The 20801-nt window shown below is 45.6% G+C and carries 17 protein-coding genes and 5 tRNA genes; 7 read left to right on the top strand and 15 right to left on the bottom strand.

Features of this window, described 5'->3' with window-relative positions:
• Positions 1-29 precede the first annotated feature (29 nt).
• From V6259_RS05770 to V6259_RS05790, 5 genes are all read right to left on the bottom strand, one after another.
• Positions 30-105, bottom strand: a tRNA-Glu gene (locus tag V6259_RS05770).
• 70 nt (positions 106-175) lie between these two features.
• Positions 176-250, bottom strand: a tRNA-Gly gene (locus V6259_RS05775).
• 100 nt (positions 251-350) lie between these two features.
• Positions 351-426, bottom strand: a tRNA-Glu gene (locus V6259_RS05780).
• A 70-nt stretch (positions 427-496) separates the two neighbouring features.
• Positions 497-571, bottom strand: a tRNA-Gly gene (locus V6259_RS05785).
• A 56-nt stretch (positions 572-627) separates the two neighbouring features.
• Positions 628-703 (bottom strand) — tRNA-Glu (locus V6259_RS05790).
• Positions 704-842: 139 nt separating this feature from the next.
• On the opposite strand from V6259_RS05790, the gene V6259_RS05795 reads away from it, so the two are divergent.
• Positions 843-1415: a YajG family lipoprotein gene (locus V6259_RS05795; RefSeq protein WP_341583692.1), complete on the top strand. Its 573-nt coding sequence runs from the start codon at positions 843-845 to the stop codon at positions 1413-1415.
• Positions 1416-1482: 67 nt separating this feature from the next.
• Here the strand turns inward: V6259_RS05795 and msrB are convergent, their stop codons facing one another.
• Positions 1483-1896, bottom strand: a complete 414-nt coding sequence (msrB, locus tag V6259_RS05800) for a peptide-methionine (R)-S-oxide reductase MsrB (RefSeq protein ID WP_133011469.1) — start codon at positions 1894-1896, stop codon at positions 1483-1485.
• Positions 1897-1966: 70 nt separating this feature from the next.
• Here msrB and V6259_RS05805 point away from each other — a divergent pair, with 70 nt between their 5' ends.
• On the top strand, positions 1967-3184 hold the full coding sequence (locus V6259_RS05805; protein WP_341583693.1) for a pyridoxal phosphate-dependent aminotransferase: 1218 nt from the start codon (positions 1967-1969) through the stop codon (positions 3182-3184).
• A 66-nt stretch (positions 3185-3250) separates the two neighbouring features.
• Positions 3251-4129: a protease HtpX gene (htpX, locus tag V6259_RS05810; protein ID WP_341583694.1), complete on the top strand. Its 879-nt coding sequence runs from the start codon at positions 3251-3253 to the stop codon at positions 4127-4129.
• A gap of 116 nt (positions 4130-4245) precedes the next feature.
• Here htpX and V6259_RS05815 read toward each other — a convergent pair whose 3' ends face one another.
• From V6259_RS05815 to gcvT, 4 genes are all read right to left on the bottom strand, one after another.
• On the bottom strand, positions 4246-4968 hold the full coding sequence (locus V6259_RS05815) for a flagellar brake protein (protein ID WP_341583695.1): 723 nt from the start codon (positions 4966-4968) through the stop codon (positions 4246-4248).
• 27 nt (positions 4969-4995) lie between these two features.
• A complete protein-coding gene (locus V6259_RS05820; RefSeq protein ID WP_341583696.1) occupies positions 4996-6144 on the bottom strand; it encodes a 4-phosphoerythronate dehydrogenase in 1149 nt (382 codons plus the stop codon).
• On the bottom strand, positions 6125-6667 hold the full coding sequence (locus V6259_RS05825; protein ID WP_341583698.1) for an elongation factor P hydroxylase: 543 nt from the start codon (positions 6665-6667) through the stop codon (positions 6125-6127). The genes V6259_RS05820 and V6259_RS05825 overlap by 20 nt, the downstream gene beginning before the upstream one ends.
• Positions 6668-6763: 96 nt before the next feature.
• On the bottom strand, positions 6764-7864 hold the full coding sequence (gene gcvT, locus V6259_RS05830) for a glycine cleavage system aminomethyltransferase GcvT (protein ID WP_341583699.1): 1101 nt from the start codon (positions 7862-7864) through the stop codon (positions 6764-6766).
• A gap of 380 nt (positions 7865-8244) precedes the next feature.
• Here gcvT and glyA point away from each other — a divergent pair, with 380 nt between their 5' ends.
• The 3 genes from glyA to gcvP all read left to right on the top strand — a co-directional run bounded on the left by glyA (position 8245) and on the right by gcvP (position 12913).
• Positions 8245-9522, top strand: coding sequence for a serine hydroxymethyltransferase (gene glyA, locus V6259_RS05835; protein ID WP_133011462.1), 1278 nt, complete (start codon positions 8245-8247; stop codon positions 9520-9522).
• Between the two features lie 56 nt (positions 9523-9578).
• Positions 9579-9962 carry a glycine cleavage system protein GcvH gene (gene gcvH, locus V6259_RS05840; protein WP_133011461.1) on the top strand — a complete coding sequence of 128 codons (384 nt, stop codon included), beginning with the start codon at positions 9579-9581 and terminating at the stop codon, positions 9960-9962.
• 86 nt (positions 9963-10048) lie between these two features.
• The gene (gene gcvP / locus V6259_RS05845; protein ID WP_341583701.1) at positions 10049-12913 is read left to right on the top strand and encodes an aminomethyl-transferring glycine dehydrogenase; all 2865 of its coding nucleotides are present in this window, start codon (positions 10049-10051) and stop codon (positions 12911-12913) included.
• A 111-nt stretch (positions 12914-13024) separates the two neighbouring features.
• Here the strand turns inward: gcvP and ada are convergent, their stop codons facing one another.
• The 4 genes from ada to V6259_RS05865 form a co-directional block, all read right to left on the bottom strand.
• The gene (ada, locus tag V6259_RS05850) at positions 13025-14116 is read right to left on the bottom strand and encodes a bifunctional DNA-binding transcriptional regulator/O6-methylguanine-DNA methyltransferase Ada (RefSeq protein ID WP_341583702.1); all 1092 of its coding nucleotides are present in this window, start codon (positions 14114-14116) and stop codon (positions 13025-13027) included.
• A 298-nt stretch (positions 14117-14414) separates the two neighbouring features.
• Positions 14415-15686, bottom strand: coding sequence for a translesion error-prone DNA polymerase V subunit UmuC (gene umuC / locus V6259_RS05855; RefSeq protein ID WP_341583703.1), 1272 nt, complete (start codon positions 15684-15686; stop codon positions 14415-14417).
• Complete coding sequence (gene umuD / locus V6259_RS05860) at positions 15686-16132, bottom strand: translesion error-prone DNA polymerase V autoproteolytic subunit (protein ID WP_133011456.1); 447 nt, start codon at positions 16130-16132, stop codon at positions 15686-15688. Before umuD ends, umuC begins: the two co-directional genes overlap by 1 nt.
• Before the next feature lie 114 nt (positions 16133-16246).
• Positions 16247-16990, bottom strand: a complete 744-nt coding sequence (locus V6259_RS05865; protein WP_341583704.1) for a CLCA_X family protein — start codon at positions 16988-16990, stop codon at positions 16247-16249.
• Between the two features lie 233 nt (positions 16991-17223).
• Here V6259_RS05865 and V6259_RS05870 point away from each other — a divergent pair, with 233 nt between their 5' ends.
• Positions 17224-19125, top strand: a complete 1902-nt coding sequence (locus V6259_RS05870) for a PhoX family protein (RefSeq protein ID WP_341583705.1) — start codon at positions 17224-17226, stop codon at positions 19123-19125.
• Between the two features lie 100 nt (positions 19126-19225).
• On the opposite strand, the gene V6259_RS05875 is transcribed toward V6259_RS05870, so the two are convergent.
• Positions 19226-20692, bottom strand: a complete 1467-nt coding sequence (locus V6259_RS05875) for an anion permease (RefSeq protein ID WP_341583706.1) — start codon at positions 20690-20692, stop codon at positions 19226-19228.
• Between the last annotated feature and the right edge of the window lie 109 nt (positions 20693-20801).

A 20801-nucleotide genomic window follows, 5' to 3' on the forward strand; every position in this document is an offset into this window, starting at 1 on the left:
CACTTCTCTTTATAAACAAAAAGAGAAAGTGGCGTCCCGTAGGGGGTTCGAACCCCTGTTACCGCCGTGAAAGGGCGGTGTCCTAGGCCTCTAGACGAACGGGACACAATTAGCTTTTTTAGTGCTACAACTATTTATCATGACACTTTGTCAGTCACATCCTCTATTAAGAAGATGGAGCGGGAAACGAGGCTCGAACTCGCGACCCCAACCTTGGCAAGGTTGTGCTCTACCACTGAGCTATTCCCGCATTATGTACACCCTACTCTTTATTCGCATAAAGCAGTGAATGACAGCATTGCTTAACTTCACGTTTCAATACACTTCTCTTTATAAACAAAAAGAGAAAGTGGCGTCCCGTAGGGGGTTCGAACCCCTGTTACCGCCGTGAAAGGGCGGTGTCCTAGGCCTCTAGACGAACGGGACACAATTAGCTTTTTTAGTGCTATAACTATTTACCATGACACTTTGTCAGTCACATCCTCTATTAAGAAGATGGAGCGGGAAACGAGGCTCGAACTCGCGACCCCAACCTTGGCAAGGTTGTGCTCTACCACTGAGCTATTCCCGCAAAACACTTTTCACAATCAAGCTTTTCAAAGTAAACTAACCGTCCGTTTGAAAGGATGGCGTCCCGTAGGGGGTTCGAACCCCTGTTACCGCCGTGAAAGGGCGGTGTCCTAGGCCTCTAGACGAACGGGACAACGTTTTAAACTTGCTGTGTGAGCGGGTGCGTATATTACTGTTACTATTCTGAAAATCAACAGTTTTTTTAATTTATCTGTTAAGTTAAGCTAACAACAACTTGTTTTACAAAGACATTGTCTAATTTGGAGCCACTTATGTTTAAAGTTCGCCTTTTATTACCTTTATCCTTCGCAACTGTTTTGCTCGCTGGTTGTACAACAACACACTACATTCAAATCGAACCAACGGCATCAGTAAAGGAAGCTCACTTACAAAATGACAGAGCAATCAAAGTCACCACCAGCACGCAATTAGGTAATCATATAGGTGCTATCAAAACCGGATTAAATGAGCGAGCAGATATATTCACCACTAACGATGTCAAAGAAAGCGTCAATAAAAGTATTATCAATGGATTAACGCAATTAGGCTTCACACCAGATCAAGGCGTTTATCCACCAGCCGAGCTTAATGTTGTCATTACAAAGATGAGCTATACAACACAAGCAAAGAGCATCAAAACAACGGCCACACTTAATTTTCAATTAACCGCTACGGTAAATGCTAAAGGACAAACCTATAAAGCAAACTTTGGTTCTCAGAAAGTGGAGCAATACGGCACCCTTCCTTATCAAAGCGCCGTTCAAAATGACATGAACGAGTTAGCCAGCAAAACAGTTAACCGCCTGCTAAATGATCAAAATATTATAGCGCTGCTTAAAAAGTAGTTTTTAGATAAAAAAAGGCGCTCATCATGAGCGCCTTCTTATATACAACCATATTTCACTCCGATGTTTAACTCTCCTCTTCTTTAAAGAGTAAAGACGCAGAGTTAATGCAGTAACGCAGCCCTGTCGGTGGCGGGCCATCCTCGAAAACATGCCCTAGGTGTGCATCACATGTCGCACAAACGACTTCTGTTCTCTGCATTCGCCAAGAATTATCACTACGCTCTTCGATATTTTCCAAATGGCCACTTGAAAAGCTTGGCCAACCACAACTTGCATTAAATTTTTCGCCCGAATCAAACAACAAGCTACCACAACAACGACAACGATATTCCCCAGGCTCATAGAACTTATCGTACTTACCGGTATGGGGACGCTCTGTTCCTTTTAATCTAACAATATTAAAAACTTCCTCTGGAAGCTCTTCACGCCATTCATCTTCAGACTTAATGACTTTTTTATTACTATCTTTATCACTCATCTTGAATGCTCCAAAGTAAGGTGTAGAGTTAGTATATTCGCCTACCCCCCTGTTATAACAAGGAAATCCAGTGCAAATTCGCAAATCCAATAAATTGGCAAACATCTGCTATGAAATTCGCGGGCCTGTTTTAAAAGAAGCCATGCGCATGGAAGAAGAAGGCCAACGCATACTTAAACTCAATATCGGCAACCCTGCAACGTTCGGTTTCGAAGCGCCCGATGAGATTTTAGTCGACGTTATTCGCAACTTACCTACAGCACAAGGCTACTGCGAATCAAAAGGACTTTATTCTGCTAGAAAAGCCGTCATGCAAAAATACCAAGCCCTCGGCGTGAAATCAGCCGATGTGAACAGTGTCTGGATGGGGAATGGTGTTAGCGAACTTATTGTTATGGCCATGCAAGCATTATTAAATGACGGTGATGAAATACTTATACCCGCCCCTGATTACCCGTTATGGACCGCTGCTGCCACATTATCTGGCGGATACGTAAAACACTACCATTGTGATGAAGGTGCTGGGTGGCAACCAGATATACAGGATATTCGCTCGAAAATATCAAATAAAACTAAAGCCATTGTCATTATAAATCCAAACAATCCAACCGGTGCCGTGTACGAAAAAGGTATTTTAGACGCCATCATTGATATTGCCGAAGAGCACAAACTGCTCATTTTCTCTGATGAAATTTATGACAAAATCCTTTATGACGGCGCGCAACACATCCCTACAAGCACGCTCACAGAAGGTCGTATGCCTTGCGTTACTTTTGGTGGATTATCTAAAGTCTATCGCACCGCTGGTTTTCGTTCGGGCTGGATGGCAATAACAGGGGATAAAAGTGGCATCAGTGATTATATTGATGGGTTAGATATTCTTAGCTCCATGCGTCTGTGTGCGAATGTGCCTGCCCAACACGCCGTTCAAACCGCTCTTGGTGGCTACCAAAGCATTAACGACCTAATCATCCCTGGCGGGCGCTTCTATGAACAGCGCGCGGTGGCTTGGGAGGCGCTCGACGCTATTCCAGGCGTAAGTTGCCATAAACCCGAAGGCGCGCTGTACCTTTTCCCTAAACTTGATCCTAGTATGTATAAAATAACAGACGATATGAATCTAGTATTACGTTTCTTACAAGAAGAAAAAGTACTCATTGTTCAAGGCACTGGCTTTAATTGGCCTACACCCGACCATGTGCGCTTTGTCTTTCTGCCCCATGTTGAAGACTTGACACCTGCTATGGAGCGCTTTGACGCCTTCCTAGGACGATTAAGAAAACGCTAACACGCCGCTTGTAATTGAACTTTATGCCACTATCATGCTCCTAACAGTATTTCTAGGAGCATGAGCATGCGCATCATTCTATTTTTGTTGACCAACATCGCCGTTATGGTGGTTGCGGGGATTATTCTCAGCCTATTAGGCGTAAACGGCTATATGACAAGTAATGGGCTGAACTTCTCTTCCTTGCTCATTTTTTGTGGTGTCTTTGGTTTTACTGGCAGCATCATTTCACTGCTACTTTCCAAATTCATGGCTAAGCGTGGTACTGGTGCTGTTATTATCAAGCAACCTAGTAATCACAAAGAAGTTTGGCTGATTAATACAGTCACTGAACTTGCACGTGAAGCTGGAATTAAAACACCTGAAGTCGCTATCTTCCCTTCTCATGATGCCAATGCGTTCGCGACAGGCTGGAATAAAAACGATGCGCTCGTTGCCGTTTCTAGCGGCATGATGGATCGTTTCCCACCCGACGAGATCAAAGCAGTAATGGCTCATGAAATAGGCCATGTAGCCAATGGCGATATGATAACACTGAGTCTAATACAAGGTGTAGTAAACACCTTCGTTATGTTCTTTGCTCGTATCGCTGCCTACGCGGTTGATCAATTCCTACGCAAAAATGATGATGAAGGATCTGTCGGATGGGGTTATTACATTGCCACATTTATTTTTGAAATCATCTTTGGCATTCTAGCCTCAGTGATTGTGATGTGGTTCTCACGTTTTCGTGAATTTAGGGCAGACGAAGCCGGCGCTAAGTTTGCTGGCAAGGGCGCAATGATTGCTGCGCTGGCAAGATTGCAGCAAGAGCATGAAGAAAGTCATATGCCTGATTCCATGATGGCCTTCGGCATTAACAGAGGCAAGAAGCCAACGTTAGGTGAATTGTTCTCAAGTCACCCACCCATTGAAAAGCGCATTCAAGCCCTACAGGCACTGTAAGCGTTAACTATATAGCCAAGTACATTTGTCGAACCACAAAAAAACCAGCTAACTAGCTGGTTTTTTTACGCATATATAAATGGCGGTTTTGACGAAAAATATGCTCTAGAAAAAGCTTAACGAGCTTTTTTCTTGTGATTCTCTAAAATAAAGGCCGTTAATGGAATGACAGTTTCTTTATTTAGATCCTCAAACCTAAGCCCATAAACATAGAAATATTCTGAGTCCATTCTCGATAAGAAATCATTGTCGACAAGGGTTGCTTGCAATTGCTCGAGCATCTGAATTTCCTGTGAGCGAATTTCACAACTAATCTTAAAAAAGTGATTGTAACCGCTAATTTCTACATTCATTGCTAATCGCATTTTTTGCTTTACGGCACCAAAATCCTCTTTAGAAATCAACTTAGCGCCGCCCGCACTCATATCAACAATAATCCCAGAAGTGGCCTCGGGGATTGTATTCAGGGACTGATTCGGCTCAAGACTACAAATAAGCCTTGTTTCTACGCGAACCGTTTCTCGAACAACAGATGTTTCCACATAGGCAGGATAAGACAAATGAAGATGTGCCGCTGGCTCAAGATAGCTTTTAGCAACACGACTAGAGAAAGCACATACCGCCGTGCCGAGCATCAATCTAACATTGACCGCCTGCCCTTCACGTACAAATATTTTACGCCCTTTAGATGTAGGGCAAGAGACAATCAAAGATCGCCCAGGAATTGCCCCAAGCACTTTCACCATATGTCTTGCTGGAGGCGTAATAAATTCCAATTGAACGATCGTACCAATCGGTACATCTAGATCACCTAAGTCAACCTGTATAACGCCAGCCATCAGCAGCCCATTTTTTTGTTAAAATTATTATTTCACTTTAAAGCCAATGGCTTGCAGTGTTTTAATTGCAGCTTGCCCATCGTTAAGAATAACACAAGTATTAAACTCATCTCTTTCGACATAATGTTTTCTAAGCCAGTCAAATGTTGACTGATCCGCATTACCACGAAATTTACCACGCAGCCTAGCGTCGTCTCTAGCAACATCATAAATGGCATGCATCGAGCGAGCCAGCAACTCTTCGGTTATCAGATCTTCTTTTATATTGATGGATCGTATTCGCCCATCTGTAACCGCATCGTTAAGGCTAAGGTATTCAGTAAAGCCGAAATGCTCACAAAAAGCCTTATAAACCATCCAAGTACCCTTTTCGCGCCCTTGCTTACTGTAACCCGCAATATGCGGTGTCGCAATATCAACAATCGCTAATGTAGCTAAATCGATAATAGGCTCACCGTGCCATACGTCGAGTACCAAATTAAGATTGCCATTCAGTCTTGTATGAAGATCTTTCAGCGCTTGCTCATCAATGACACCGCCCCGCCCCGCACTGACTAAAGTTGTTCCTGCACACACACGCGCCAATAAACTCGCGTTAATCATACCTTCTGTTGGATGCGCTCCTGTTTTAGTTAATGGAGCGTGCAAAGAAACAACCTCACAACTTAATACGGCCTCTAACGAAACAAAGTTAGTCTGTGAGTTTTCTGAGTCCATTGCAGCGGCCTGCTTAAATGGATCATAAACACACACATTGCACCCTAACGCGACAAATCGATCATAAACAATTTTGCCAACGTTGCCGTAACCGATCACACCAATTTTTTTATGTAACCAAGTAAGTTCTTTGCTCAGGGACAAATACCCAAGCGCACTAAATACATAATCTGCTACCGCTTCTGCATTACAACCAGGCGCACTGGTAAAGGCGATATTTTGACGCGCAAGATAGTCTGTATCGATATGATCAACACCAATCGTAGCACTGCCCACAAACCGTACGGAGCTGCCTTCCAATAGCGCTTGATTTACCTTAGTGACTGAACGCACCAGCAGCGCATCAGCGTCTTTCACTTGAGCATTAGTCAGTGTCCTGCCATTCACCAATTCGACATCAGCAAAAGAAGAAAAAAGTTTTGCCACATTGGGCATATTTTCATCGGCTATTATTTTCATATTGTTTCTTTATAAAGTGATTGAAATCGGTATCAGGTAAGCGCTGGGCATGGAGATACTTGGCAAAAGTGAGCGCCCTTTCAGGTAGGCCAGAGCCAATATACTCAGCCACTTGACGAGAAACTTCTCGCTGAAAAGGTTTTGCGTCGTATTCGGGTAAAGCAAGATTGTCCACACTAACGCGAAAAGGCAGATTAGCCGCCCAGTGAAAAATACATTCAATTGCCTGAGGTTTAACTTCTACGCGCTCAAACAGCTTTTGCTGCTCCAGCGAACGCGAGTCGGTCTCATACCAGTAGCCATAATCTTCAAGTTGACGACGTTGCTTCCCCGCAAGGCACCAATGACTAATTTCATGCAATGCACTGGAAGGGTAATCAAATCGAAAATATAGAAAAGCGGGGGTATTTACATCCTTTGAGGGTACGTAAAGCGGCTCATCCGCATCGCCAATTAATTTGGTGTGGTAACTGGAAAGAAAGCAGGCGTCAAACGCATCAATCAGCTGTGTAGCAGTAAACAACGCTAATCCCCCAAAAAGACGGGATTATTACATATCTGTAAAAGTGGCGCTATGTAAACGCCACCGTCGCGACATTTACATAGCAGCTTTTACTGGTTAGCCGCGAAAGTACCCAGCAGGGACAAATGGCATTTTAGTTAATATAAGAGGAATGTTTTTACCTCGCACCAAAGCAAACAAAGGTTCTTCACTAGCAAGAGCCTCAGTTGACACATAGGCCATGACGATAGGCTGAGATAAAGAAGGAGAAAAACCACCGCTTGTTACCAACCCTTTTTCGTCGCCTGCTTGGTTAACAATTTGCACACCTTCGCGTACTGGCGCTTTACCATCGACCAAAAAGCCAACACGCTTACGAGCGGGTTTATTAGCAAACTGTGTCAAAATGATATCTGCACCGGTAAATCCCCCTTCGCGAGCGCCGCCTAAGCGACGAATAGGCTGAATCGCCCAATTCAAAGAGGCTTCAATAGGAGTCGTCGTGGTATCAATGTCATGACCGTAAAGACATAAACCCGCTTCTAGTCGTAAAGAGTCTCGTGCCCCCAAGCCAATCCATTCAACTTCTTCAAATGCCAACAAAGTCGCAGCAAAGGCTTCCGCTTGATCATTTGGCACAGAGACCTCATAACCATCTTCGCCAGTATAACCTGAACAACTCACCCACAACTCCACGCCTTGCCAATCAAACTTAAGGCTCTGCATAAACGTCATGTTGATCGCCTCTGGAATCAAACGAGCAAATACTGCTCGTGCTTTAGGGCCTTGGATCGCTAACAAAGCGCGATCATCTATTACTTCTACTTCGCACTCCGACAACGATGCTTTCAAATGAGCAATATCTTGGTCTTTACAAGCCGCGTTCACGACCACAAATAAATCGTCGCCCCAGTTGGCAAACATCAAATCGTCGGTAATGGTGCCTTCTTCCGTAGTGAACAAACCATAACGCTGCATATCCTCAGGCAAGCCCAAAACATCTACGGGTACAATTTTCTCAAACGCTTCTTTTACCTTATTACCTTTTAAAATCAACTGCCCCATGTGTGAAACATCGAACAAACCGGCATTTTCACGCACCCATAAATGCTCTTTTTTAACGCCTAGTGGGTATTGAACTGGCATCTCATAACCAGCAAACTCAACCATCCTGGCGTTCGCTGCAATGTGTTGTGCATAAAGAGAAGTACGTTTCATAAGATAAACCTTTGATTGGGTCGATGAGTGGAAGTTTCCGATTGGAAACAGATTATCTAAATTACAACCGAATTGACAAGTCATAAGGTCATTTAAATTTATAAAAAATCAAATTATGAGCGTTAAATTAACTAAAAACCTAAACAATCGGTCAAATATAATACTTATATTCTACCGTAAGATATTAAAATACATCTTTTCCAAATGTTTCCAATTGGAAACTTTTTCGATATGATACGAAAAATTGGCGCGAAGCAGACAATTATCGACGCTCTTAGAAAGATGATCTTTTTTCATCATCTTAAACTGCCCTAGTGTTATTATATAAAAGACTCTGCGTTTTTAATTGGGCAATACTGTTTATTTAAGAGGAATACACCATGGCAAATACCGAAGCCTTTTTCAGTCAATCTTTGGCTGATCGCGATCCAGAACTTTTCGCAACCCTTGTTGAAGAACAAGAGCGTCAAGAAACTGGTATCGAATTGATAGCTTCTGAAAACATTGTTTCTAAAGCTGTCTTGGAAGCTCAAGGCTCCGTACTAACGAATAAATACGCTGAAGGCTATCCTACTCGCCGTTACTACGGTGGTTGTGAAGCAGTCGACGTAACAGAACAACTTGCCATTGATCGCGCTAAACAATTGTTCAACTGTGAGTTTGTTAACGTTCAACCTCATTCTGGTGCTCAAGCGAACGGCGCAGTAATGCTTGCATTGCTACAGCCAGGCGACACCATCATGGGTATGACCTTGTCTTCAGGCGGTCATTTAACGCACGGTGCTGCGCCAGCGCAATCAGGCAAATGGTTCAATGCCGTACAATACGACGTTAACCCTGAAACCCTATTGATCGATTACGATGCGATTGAAGCACAAGCAATCGAATGCCAACCTAAAATGATCATCGCGGGTGGTTCTGCTATTCCTCGTGAAATCGATTTTAAACGTTTCCGCGAAATCGCAGACAAAGTCGGCGCTTACTTGTTCGTAGACATGGCTCACATTGCTGGCCTAGTAGCGACTGGAGTTCATCCATCGCCACTACCACACGCACACATAGTAACAACGACGACACACAAAACATTACGCGGCCCTCGTGGCGGCATGATATTGACCAATGACCTTGCTCTTGGCAAAAAAATCAACTCTGCTGTTTTCCCAGGCTACCAAGGTGGTCCATTGATGCACGTCATCGCGGGTAAAGCTGTAGCGTTTGGCGAAGCTCTGAAACCAGAATTCACTGACTACATCAAGCAAGTAGTCGCTAACGCAAAAACGTTGGCTGCTGTAATGATGGAACGCGGTTGTGATGTTGTTACTGGCGGTACGGATACTCACCTGATGCTGGTTGACCTGCGCCCTAAAGGCCTTAAAGGTAACGTTGCTGATCAAGCGCTTGAACGCGCGGGTATTACTTGTAACAAAAACGGCATTCCATTCGACACTGAAAAACCAATGGTGACTTCTGGTATCCGTCTAGGAACACCAGCCGCAACCTCTCGTGGTTTCGGCGAAGAAGAATTCCGCAAAGTGGGTCACTTAATCAGTGATGTTCTGGACGGCCTTGTGGGCAATCCAGACGGTAACCCAGAAGTTGAAGCTCGCGTTTTAGCTGAAGTTAAAGAACTTTGTAAGCGTTTTCCACTGTACCGCTAAAATCATCTACCCGAGGGCAACCCCCTCGGGTATTTTTTTAAAAAGAGGCATCATTCATGAACACAATTCCAGAAAATCTTAAATACGCTGACTCCCATGAGTGGGTTCTTGATAATGGAGACGGTACTGTCACTGTTGGCATTACAGATCACGCACAAGACCTTTTGGGCGATGTAGTTTATGTCGAATTACCTGAAGTAGGATTAGAAGTCACTGCGACTGAACAATTCTCTCTTGTTGAGTCTGTTAAAGCAGCCTCTGACATTTATGCACCAGTCTCAGGCGAAATCATTGAAGTGAATACTAACCTTGATGATGCACCAGAACTTATTAACGAATCACCTTTTGAAGGTGCTTGGATAGCGAAAATCAAGCTAGCTGAAGGCACAGACCTTAGCAAACTACTTGATGCTGATGGTTACGCTGCCACAATCGAATAACACAGTTCATTACTCTCTTGCTGAGCCCACAAGGCGCTAGCAAGAGAGCCTACTCCTTCATGTTTTCTTAATAGGTGATATAAATCATGACTTCGTGTATCCGTGATTTGCTAAGCAATGACGAATTTATCGCGCGCCATATTGGCCCAGACGATTCAGAACGTACCATCATGCTCAACACCATTGGCATTGATTCTCTTAACGCTTTGATTGAAAAAACCATTCCTCAAGCAATTCGCCAAGTAAACCTTGACCTTTCTGCTAAGCCTTCTAGTGAAAGCGATGCATTACGCCAGCTAAAAGTCATAGCGAGCCAAAACAAAGTAGCTCGTTCTTTTATTGGCATGGGATACCACGACACACTTGTGCCATCACCTATTTTAAGAAACTTACTAGAAAATCCTGGTTGGTACACAGCGTACACGCCTTACCAACCAGAAATATCTCAAGGTCGCTTGGAAGCACTACTTAACTTTCAACAAGTCATTATCGACCTAACGGGCATGGAAATCTCGAACGCCTCTTTGCTTGATGAAGCAACTGCCGCAGCTGAAGCCATGACGCTGATGAAGCGTTCTAACCGCAAAAAGAGCAATGCCCTGTTTGTTTCCGATCAACTATTACCTCAAACGATTGACGTGGTAAAAACCCGCGCCGAACTTCTAGACATAGACGTGATAGTGGATGCCAACGACAACCTTGCAAGTCATGATGTATTTGGGGCTATTTTCCAGTACCCAGGTATTAATGGTGAAGTAACCGATTTAACCGATCTTGTGGCACAAGCCCATGAACAAGGCGCATTAACCAGTATTGCCGTCGATATGCTTGCATTAGTATTATTGAAATCCCCTGGCGATATGGGTGCTGACATTGTATTCGGCAATACTCAGCGCTTTGGTGTTCCAATGGGCTTTGGTGGCCCTCACGCTGCCTTCTTAGCAACCAAAGACGCATTCAAACGCTCTATGCCGGGCCGCGTCATCGGTGTTTCCAAAGACAGCCACGGCAAACCTGCGTTACGCATGGCGATGCAGACTCGCGAGCAACACATTCGCCGCGAAAAAGCGACGTCGAACATTTGTACTGCTCAAGCCTTACTTGCCATGATGGCCGGTTTCTATGCGGTCTATCACGGCCCTGTAGGCTTGAAGAAAATCGCTTCTCGCGTAGCCGCTTATGCCAATTGCTTTGCAACAGCCTTACAAGCCAATGGCTTTACAACCAATGCCAACTACTTTGACATGGTCGTAGTAGACACCAATGAAAAAACCGCAGACATCATTGCTGCAACTCAGTCTAAATTAATAAACTTACACCACACGTCTGCAAGTCGTCTTTCTATCTCCTTTAGCGAGACAACCACCAGCGAAGATTTAATCGACCTTGCTGACTGTTTCGGCTTCTCTTTGTCTCAAGAAGACATTGACGCGACGGCGGCTAGCACAGGCTTTGATGCTGCACTATTACGCCAAGACGCTATTTTAACGCACCCAGTATTTAACTCTCACCATAGTGAGACTGAGTTGATGCGCTACATGCACCAACTTGAAGTGAAAGACATTGCGCTTAACCAAAGCATGATTCCGCTTGGCTCTTGCACGATGAAGCTGAACGCCGCGTCTGAAATGATTCCTGTGACTTGGGCAGAATTTGGTGGCATTCACCCGTTCGCACCAACGGAACAAGCCGCTGGCTACCACGCATTGCTTACTGAATTGATCGCTATGCTGTCAAAAGCAACAGGCTATGACACAGTATCATTGCAGCCTAACTCAGGTGCCCAAGGAGAATACGCGGGTCTTATCGCCATTGATAAGTACCACAAATCTCGTGGTGACCACGGTCGTAATATCTGTTTAATCCCAAGCTCTGCACACGGTACTAACCCTGCTTCTGCGGCATTGGCTGGTATGAAAGTCGTCATTGTAAAATGCGACGAAGATGGCAACATCGACCTTGTGGACCTCGCTGCCAAAGCAGAAAAACACGCAGCTGAACTAAGCTGCATCATGGCGACTTACCCATCCACACACGGTGTATTTGAAGAACACATCCGTGAAGTGTGTGACATAGTGCATAACTTTGGCGGTCAAGTGTACATCGATGGCGCCAACCTAAATGCCTTGGTAGGCATTGCGCCTCCTGGTGCGTTTGGTGGAGATGTGTCTCACCTTAACCTACACAAAACCTTCTGCATTCCACACGGTGGTGGCGGTCCTGGCATGGGGCCAATTGGTGTCAAATCTCACTTAGCGCCTTTCTTGCCGGGTCATGCTGTAGCACCTGTTATGGGCATGCAAGAGCAACATGGTGCTGTTTCTGCTGCGCCTTATGGCAGTGCAAGCATTCTTGTCATCACTTGGATGTACATCAAAATGATGGGCGACCAAGGGCTGCGTGATGCGACCTTTAATGCCATTTTGAATGCTAACTATATTGCCAAGCGCCTAGGCGAGCATTACCCAGTGCTGTACACAGGCAAAAATGGCACGGTTGCTCACGAATGTATTATCGACATTCGCCCGCTAAAAGCAGAGTCCGGCATTAGTGAAGAAGACATTGCAAAACGCTTAATGGATTTCGGCTTCCACGCTCCGACCATGTCTTTCCCTGTAGCGGGCACCTTGATGATCGAGCCAACGGAATCTGAAAATCTAGAAGAGCTAGATCGCTTCTGTGATTCGATGATTCAAATCCGCAACGAAATCAGCCGTGTACAAGATGGCGAATGGCCAGTGGAAGACAATCCATTGGTTAACGCACCACACACAGCAGACTCTTTGCTGGATATGGAATGGACTCACGCCTACTCTCGTAAAGACGCGGCCTACCCACTTCCTTGGATAAAAGCGCGCAAATACTGGCCACCAGTGGGCCGCATCGACAACGTTTACGGCGACCGTAACTTGTTCTGCGAATGCCCACCAATCGACAGCTACGAAGACTAAGTTGCTAACAATTAAATCGTTAGCTGTTAAGTCATTCGTCGTCACGGTATAAAACAAAAAGGCGACCCAGATTTGGGTCGCCTTTTTTAATGTTTATAAATTTAAAGGCATCTAGATTAATTGCGTTCGTTCTTGGTGGCACTTTTCTGTGTGTTTCTGTTCTTTTTTCAGCAATAACTGTTTTCGTTCTAACCCCCAGCGGTAGCCCCCTAAGCCACCGTCGCTTCGTAACACTCGATGACAAGGTATCAACACCCCGAGCAGGTTTTTTCCGCAGGCAGTGCCCACTGCCCGCACTGCGTTAGGGCTGTCGATGCGCTCTGCTACTTGCTTATAACTCATCACATCCCCTTCTTTAATGCTCAACAAAAATTGCCAGACTTTCATTTGAAAAGCCGTGCCTTTAATGTCTAACGGCAAATCCGGTCTAGGCGCACCAAGACTGACATGCTGATCTAGGGCTTCCATCCAGCGATCGAGCTCAGGACTTTCTTGTGCTGATGACAGCATCAATTCCGCATTAGGGTATTCCTTGTGCAGTGCCGTCACCAGCTCACTTTCAGTGTCGCCAAACTGAACACTACAGACCCCTTTATCCGTCGCTGCCATTATCATTAACCCCAGTGCTGTTTTACGGCACGCGTAGCTAATACGCTCTCCTTTACCACCAGTTCGATAAACCTTTGGGGTCATACCTATATGGCGATCTGCTTCGCCATAGACTCGACTAATAGAACCAAAACCCGCACCGTAAATGGCATCGGTTACCGCGTCACCGTTTTTAAGGGATTGCTTGAAACACCGCAAACGAACCGCATCTTGATACGCTTTTGGCGAAATAGAAAAAGCTTCTTTAAACAGCCTTTGCAATCTTGAGGCGGAGACACCAACAACCTCCGCCAAACTTGAAAGGGTTATCTTCTCATCAGAATGGGACTCAATATAGCGAGCGATTTCAACCAACTGGTCGGTACGAGTACCTTTATCGACAAAATAACAACGTTTGCAAGGTCGAAATCCGGCCAACATAGCAGCATCAATGTCCGCAAAAAAACGCACATTTTCAGGCTTAGCCGCCTTAGTCGGACAAGAGGGCAAGCAGAATACCCCTGTGGTGATCACACCATAAAGAAATTGCCCGTCAAAGGCTGGATCTCTTTCCGCTATGGCTTTTTTCATCTCAGTTTCTGAAGGCATTGGCATGATGGCTATCTCGATTAAACAATTGAACGGCTTAATAATTAAAGAATTGAGTTGAATCTATTGGTTACATTTCAGCATTTTTTAATCCGCGCAACCATCTGTTTATTGCTAACTTATTTGATTGCGTTGTCGGCCGAACAGAAAACGAGCAATATAGCGGAAAAGATCTGATCAAAAAAACAAAATACTGTATATTTATACAGTATTTAATAAAGCCCCACAAAAAGCCAAGTTTTACGAAGCCCTCCTTCCCAACCGCTTATGTGACGCACCCCAAAACATCAAAGTGACATTCGCATCAAAAAACCTTTGGTAACTCTTCCCATCTGGTTGTGTACGCTGGCGATAGGTACTCTCTCTTCATTGACCACTGAGCTGACACGCCTTGAGAGGCAAAGAAAACGTTGCCGAGGCCGCTGTGGTTTATTTTGTCCACGACGCCCATCAGGGCTTTTGAATTGGCCTTATTGGTTGATGGCCTAAAGAGATCTTCTTGAACGTCACCGTGTTCGTAGAAATCCGCAAGCATCACGCCAGCTTTTGCGTAGCGAAAGCCTTCTTTATAAAGTTGTTGAAAGATAGCATCGGTTACCTCTAATAAATTTCGTGTGTCGTCCGTTGGGCTGGGTAACTCTGCCGATTGAGTTTGTGAGTATTGCGGTTCACTGGGAATAAACGGACTGGTACGGACAAACACGCTGACCACGCGACAAAGGCGCCGCTCGCCTCGTAGCTTTTCGGCCGCTCTGGTGGTGTATTTGGCGATAGCCTCACGCAGCGCTTGCTTGTCTGTCACCTTGTGACCAAACGATCGACTACAAATGATTTGCTGCTTGGTTGGCCTTATACTTTCTAAATCCAAACAAGAGACACCATTCAATTCACGAACCGTGCGCTCGAGCACAACCGAGAATCCAGCTCGTATTTCTTTTGGGTTCGCATCGGCCAAGTCTAACGCAGTATGAATGCCCTTTGCTCTCAGCTTCTCAGTGGTCCGTCGACCAACACCCCACACATCACTCACATCGACCAGCGCCATCAATCGTCGTTGTCGGTCGCTATCCATCAAATTCACGACAGACCCAGTGGCAGGGTATTTTTTCGCGGCATAATTGGCTAGCTTTGCCAGTGTTTTAGTCGGCGCAATGCCAATACCCACCGCAATCCCTGTCCATTTGTCTACTTTGGCTTTTACCTGCCTCGCGAAGGTGAGTAAATCCACCACATGATCCACACCAGTTAAATCCATAAACGCCTCATCAATGGAATACACCTCCACTCGTAGCGCCTCTTCCTCAATGATCGTCATCACCCTATTCGATAAATCCGCGTACAAAGCGTAATTCGACGAAAAGCACACAATGCCGTGCTTTCTTATCTCGTCTTGAATCTGAAAGACCGGCACCGCCATTTTCAACCCCAGCGCTTTCACCTCCTTAGAACGCGCTACCACACAGCCGTCGTTATTCGATAACACCACCACAGGGGTATGTTTCAGATCGGGTCGAAACAGCTTCTCGCAACTCGCGTAGAAGTTATTGCAATCGACAAGCGCAAAGACAGTTTGCATTAATGACGATCATACTTACGAACCACACCCGCCACCACACCAAAGATTTCCAGCTCGGATTCCTCGGTAATAGGAATCGCCTTATAGGCCTTGTTCTTTGGGCGAAGCAATACGTTTGGCTTTAACTCCAGCATTTTTACCGTCATTTCCCCATGAATGCACGCGATCACAATATCCCCATGGCGCGCCGTTAACGACCGATCCACCACTAACACATCGCCCGACAGGATACCCACATCGATCATCGAATCCCCCTGAGCGCGCACGTAAAACGTCGCAGTTGGGTGAGCCACACAGAACTCATTTAAGTCTAAGGATTTTTCGACAAAGTCCTGAGCAGGCGATGGAAAACCCGCCGACACAGAATCCACATAAAGCGGAATTCGCACACTGTTACCAGCAATAAAAGAAGCAGACTCTGAAACACCAAGATAAGAAACACGCATAGGTCATCCTAAATACTGTATATATATACAGTATAGTTTCAGAGAAGACGAAAGACCAAGCGAATTTTTGTGAAAGGCAGGATTTCTGATGCTTCGGCGAGAAATGAGGCGCAATTAACTCTGTTGTCGATGTAGCGCAGCCCCAAGCCTTGAAAAATAGGCTTTAAAAGCAGCGCTTATGTGTTCACGCTGCTCACCTTGTGGGTAGAGTCCGGCTTTGGCTTCGTCTGAATAGCGACTGCCTTTCACAAGAAAACGACTTTGGGGCTTTTCATCTTCAATAAAGGCTTCAAAGGCTCTGGCGCACAATTCTTCTGGCTTGGCGTAATAGACAATATTTAATGTCTGGTCTGTTCGTTTCGAAGCATCAAACAGCGCACTTGGCGCGGTTCCCTGCGCATTGAGCATAATCACTTTAAAGCAATTTTCTAATAGTGTGTTTAGCGGATGAGGCTGCATCTTAGTCGCGGTTAACCAGTTGGATGAGGCAAAAGATTGCGCGCCCAAAACAGGAAACATTTTGTCCCCCATATAATGATCGAATGCGTGGTACCACTCGTGCGCGAGCGAACCCGCTCCGGCATTTTTTGCTAACGCTAACTGCCGTGTGGCTGGCATATAATGGGCCGCCACGCCGGGGCGTCCACCTTTACCAAATTGAAGCCCTAGGGTGCCACGCAATGAAATCAGTGTTTCAGGCCCCTGCAGCACGTCCATCAAGTCGCATAACGCTTGATAAAAATTCACTGCCGCTCGATCGCGCTCATCAGGTTTTACCCAGCGACCCATTTCAATACCACGAAAATCAAATTGACGACGAATCATCACAAAATTAGGCCGATCAAACTCCGAACTCATGTACAAACACCCAACATATTATGAAATATATCCCGCTAGATTATCACACCTAGCGCGCCCTCTCTCTTTTCTAACTCTCAGACTATTTCATTGATCTGACATAAAAAGATCATTTTGCTGTCACGAAAGCGTCATGGCCGACGTGATTTACTGCACCGGCAGTTATGAACCACTACTTTTGTGCTTTTTACTTTATTACGGGCAAACCCTGAATACAGAAAGGAATAATAACCATGAGTCAGTCAATTGATAACACCCGTCGCCGAATGCTGAGCTTTATGGCTGGCGCGCCATTGCTACCACTAGCTGGTGGCATGTTTAGCGCGAAAGCGTTTGCAGAAAACATGACAGAGGCGCCTTTATCTTCCGTCAGCTTTGTTCCTATGACAGCGCCCTCTCTTAGTAATCCCGCTGCCATGGCCACCGCTTACACCAACGCCGCCATGCAGTTGAAATTTGAAGATGGCTCTAGCCGCTTAGTGAAATTGGATTATCACGCTTTCTTTGTATCGGGTGACCGCGTGCCAGATGGTCAGGGCAATACACTCGTTGCGGGTGGTTATTATGATATCAATAATAAACCCATTACAGATCCTACTTTTAATAATCGTCAGTTCTTCTCTGACTGTCCCGATGGTTCTAGCCTACTGACCGTTAAAGACGCAAAGGTCGCTGGCGTATACGGCAACCACGTTTTTGCCGTGGTGCAGTTTGAATACACCAGTCGCGATGGCGCTGGCAATGAAATGTACGGTCGCCTACCTTCTCCTGTTGCCATCCTGACCTTGGATCAAAATCCAGAAACCGGTGAACTAAAGCTGGTTAAATACCACAACGTAGACACTTCAAACGTTGGCGGTTTGTGGATCACCTGTGGGGCGAGCTTGTCTCCTTGGGGCACCCACCTTTCCAGTGAAGAATATCAGCCAGATGCTTCAGACCCAGATAACAAACAATTCAAAGCCTACAGCAAAAATTTATTTGGCGATGAAAACAAAGCCAAACCTTACAACTACGGCCATATGCCAGAAGTTACCGTTAATAAAGACGGTACTGGCTCTGTCATAAAGCATTACTGCATGGGACGACTTTCTCACGAGCTTGTGCAAGTCATGCCAGATGAGCGCACCGTATTGATGGGTGACGATTTCACCAACAGCGGCTTGTTTATGTTTATTGCGGACAAACCACGCGACCTGTCAGCCGGTACATTGTACGCCGCAAAATGGCATCAAACGTCTGGCAAAGGACCGGGCGCAGGCAACCTAACGTGGATCAAGCTCGGCGAAGCAAACAGCGACGAAATCCAACGTCTTGTAGACGCCGGTATCAAATCAAGCGACATCATGGAAATCCATAAAAAAGACCCTAAAGACGCCAGCTTCACCAAGATTGGCTACAGCGGAAAAACCAACTGGGTAAAATTGAAACCTGGCATGGAAAAAGAAGCCGCTTTCCTAGAAACTCACCGCTATGCGGCTTTGATTGGCGCGTCTCTAGGCTTCACTAAAATGGAAGGCACGACCGTTAACATCAAAGATAAAAAAGCCTACTCGGCGATGTCTTACATCTACAAAACCATGACAGATGGCAGTACAGACATTCATGTAGAAGGCCCAAAAGCCGGTGCGGTTTATGAACACACACTAACCGGTGGTCAAAAAGACAATCATGGCCACGCCATTGACAGCGAATGGGTATCGGTTCGTATGGAAGCGCCAGCGAACTTGATCGGTGAAGACCTAGTGGTGCCTGATGCACTTGGTAACACGGCGCATGCAGACCGCATTTCCAACCCAGATAACCTTAAGTATTCTGAAGCATTGCGCACCTTATTTATCGGTGAAGACAGCGGCAATCACGTGAATAACTTCTTGTGGGCGTATAACGTTGACAGCGGTGAACTAGCGCGCATTTTATCTACCCCAGCAGGCGCAGAATCAACCGGCTTGCACGCCGTCGATGAACTCAACGGCTGGACTTACATCATGAGCAACTTCCAACACCCAGGTGACTGGAGCAGCCCACTGCATGATAAAGTAAAAGACGTATTAGACCCGTACATTCGTGCCAATTACAAAGATCGTTACGGCGCAGCGGTTGGCTACCTAACCGGCATTCCTAAATTGTCGTAAGGTAAACAAAGCATAAAAAGGGTGACCTCGTGGTCACCCTTTTTATTGAATCTATTGTTAGCCAGTTACTGTCCGTCATTAACCACTGACTGTATTGATATTACCAATACCCTAAGACTTTCCACCAAAGTCCACCAACGATTCCCCAAACGGCTAAATTCACGACACTCATAATAAAGCCCATGATCCACCAATCTTCCATGGAAACATAGCCTGACCCAAAGATGATGGGCGATGTGCCGGTGGCATAATGAGTCAAAGACATCATTAAAGAAGATGCTCCCGCAAGTAATAAACCAAGATATAAAGGCGGTGCGCCTAGAGCCAACCCAGCGGCATAAAAAGCGGCAAACATGGCGGTGATATGAGCGGTCGTACTGGCAAAAAAGTAATGCACATAAAAATACACCGCGACTAAGATGACGACAGACACTCCCCAACTCAGATTGAATTGCTCAATATTGCTTTGCACCACGGTCGAGAACCAATGCACCAAGCCAAGCTTGTTTAAAAAAGTAGCCATCATCACCAAAGCGGAAAACCACACTACTGTGTCCCAAGCGGATTTTTCTTTCAGTACATCCTCCCAACTCAAGACGCCGCTAATCAACAGCACAGACAAGCCTAAAAAAGCCACCGCCGTCGTGTTTACCGCAAACTCAGGACCCAATAACATGGCCGGCACGCCAGCCCACAACAAAAGCAGCAGCGCAAATACCGCTACCATAACTTTTTCGCCGTAACTCATGACCCCCATCTCTGCCAACTTGGATTTTGCGTAACGACTGGCGTCTGGCGTACTTTTGATTTCAGGTGGATAAATGGCGTAAATCACTAAAGGCACCAAGGCTATACACACCAACCCTGGCAACAAAGCAGCCAACGCCCAAGTTCCCCAAGAAATACTAATACTGGCTCCGGTCGCATCGGCAATCAGTTTTACAATAAGAGGATTTGGCGCGGTCGCGGTAATAAACATAGCCGATGTAATCGGGTTTATATGGTAATTCACCAAGGCAAGATAATGGCCTATTTTACGAGAGGTGCCGTCTTCTGGAGAAGAGCCAAAACTACTGGCAATGGATTTCATAATCGGGTGAATTATACCGCCACCACGTGCGGTATTGCTTGGCGTCACTGGCGCAATCACCAATTCAGACAATGCCAGCGCATAACCAATGCCGATGGTTTTTTTACCAAATAAAGAAATAAAATAATAACCAATTCGGTTGCCCAAGCCTGTTTTAGCCAACCCACGCGAAATAACAATCGCAATACCGATCAACCAAATAAGAGAATTGGAAAAGCCACTTAGCGCATCTTTAATAGCGCCTGAGGGGCTGTCATTCGTCACCCCCGTTATCGCAACCAGCGTGATGGCTAAAATCGCCAACGCACCAATCGGCATGACCTTCCCGATAATGGCAACCACAGTAGCAACAAACAACGCCAATAAATGCCACGCATTGACTGACACACCTTCAGGGACTGGCACGACAAACCAAATTAACAACGCCAAGCCAACAGAGACAATACCGGGAACAATTTTGACACCACCCGCCTTCATACATACTCCTACACCAAGATGACCGTCAAAAACGACGAATACCGTCGTTGAATGTTAGCGATTTTTCACCATCATGGCGCTGACATGCATCACTCAAACGAGCATCGCT

The sequence above is a fragment of the Marinomonas sp. TI.3.20 genome (assembly GCF_038155025.1).
Taxonomy (GTDB): Bacteria; Pseudomonadota; Gammaproteobacteria; order Pseudomonadales; family Marinomonadaceae; genus Marinomonas; species Marinomonas flavescens.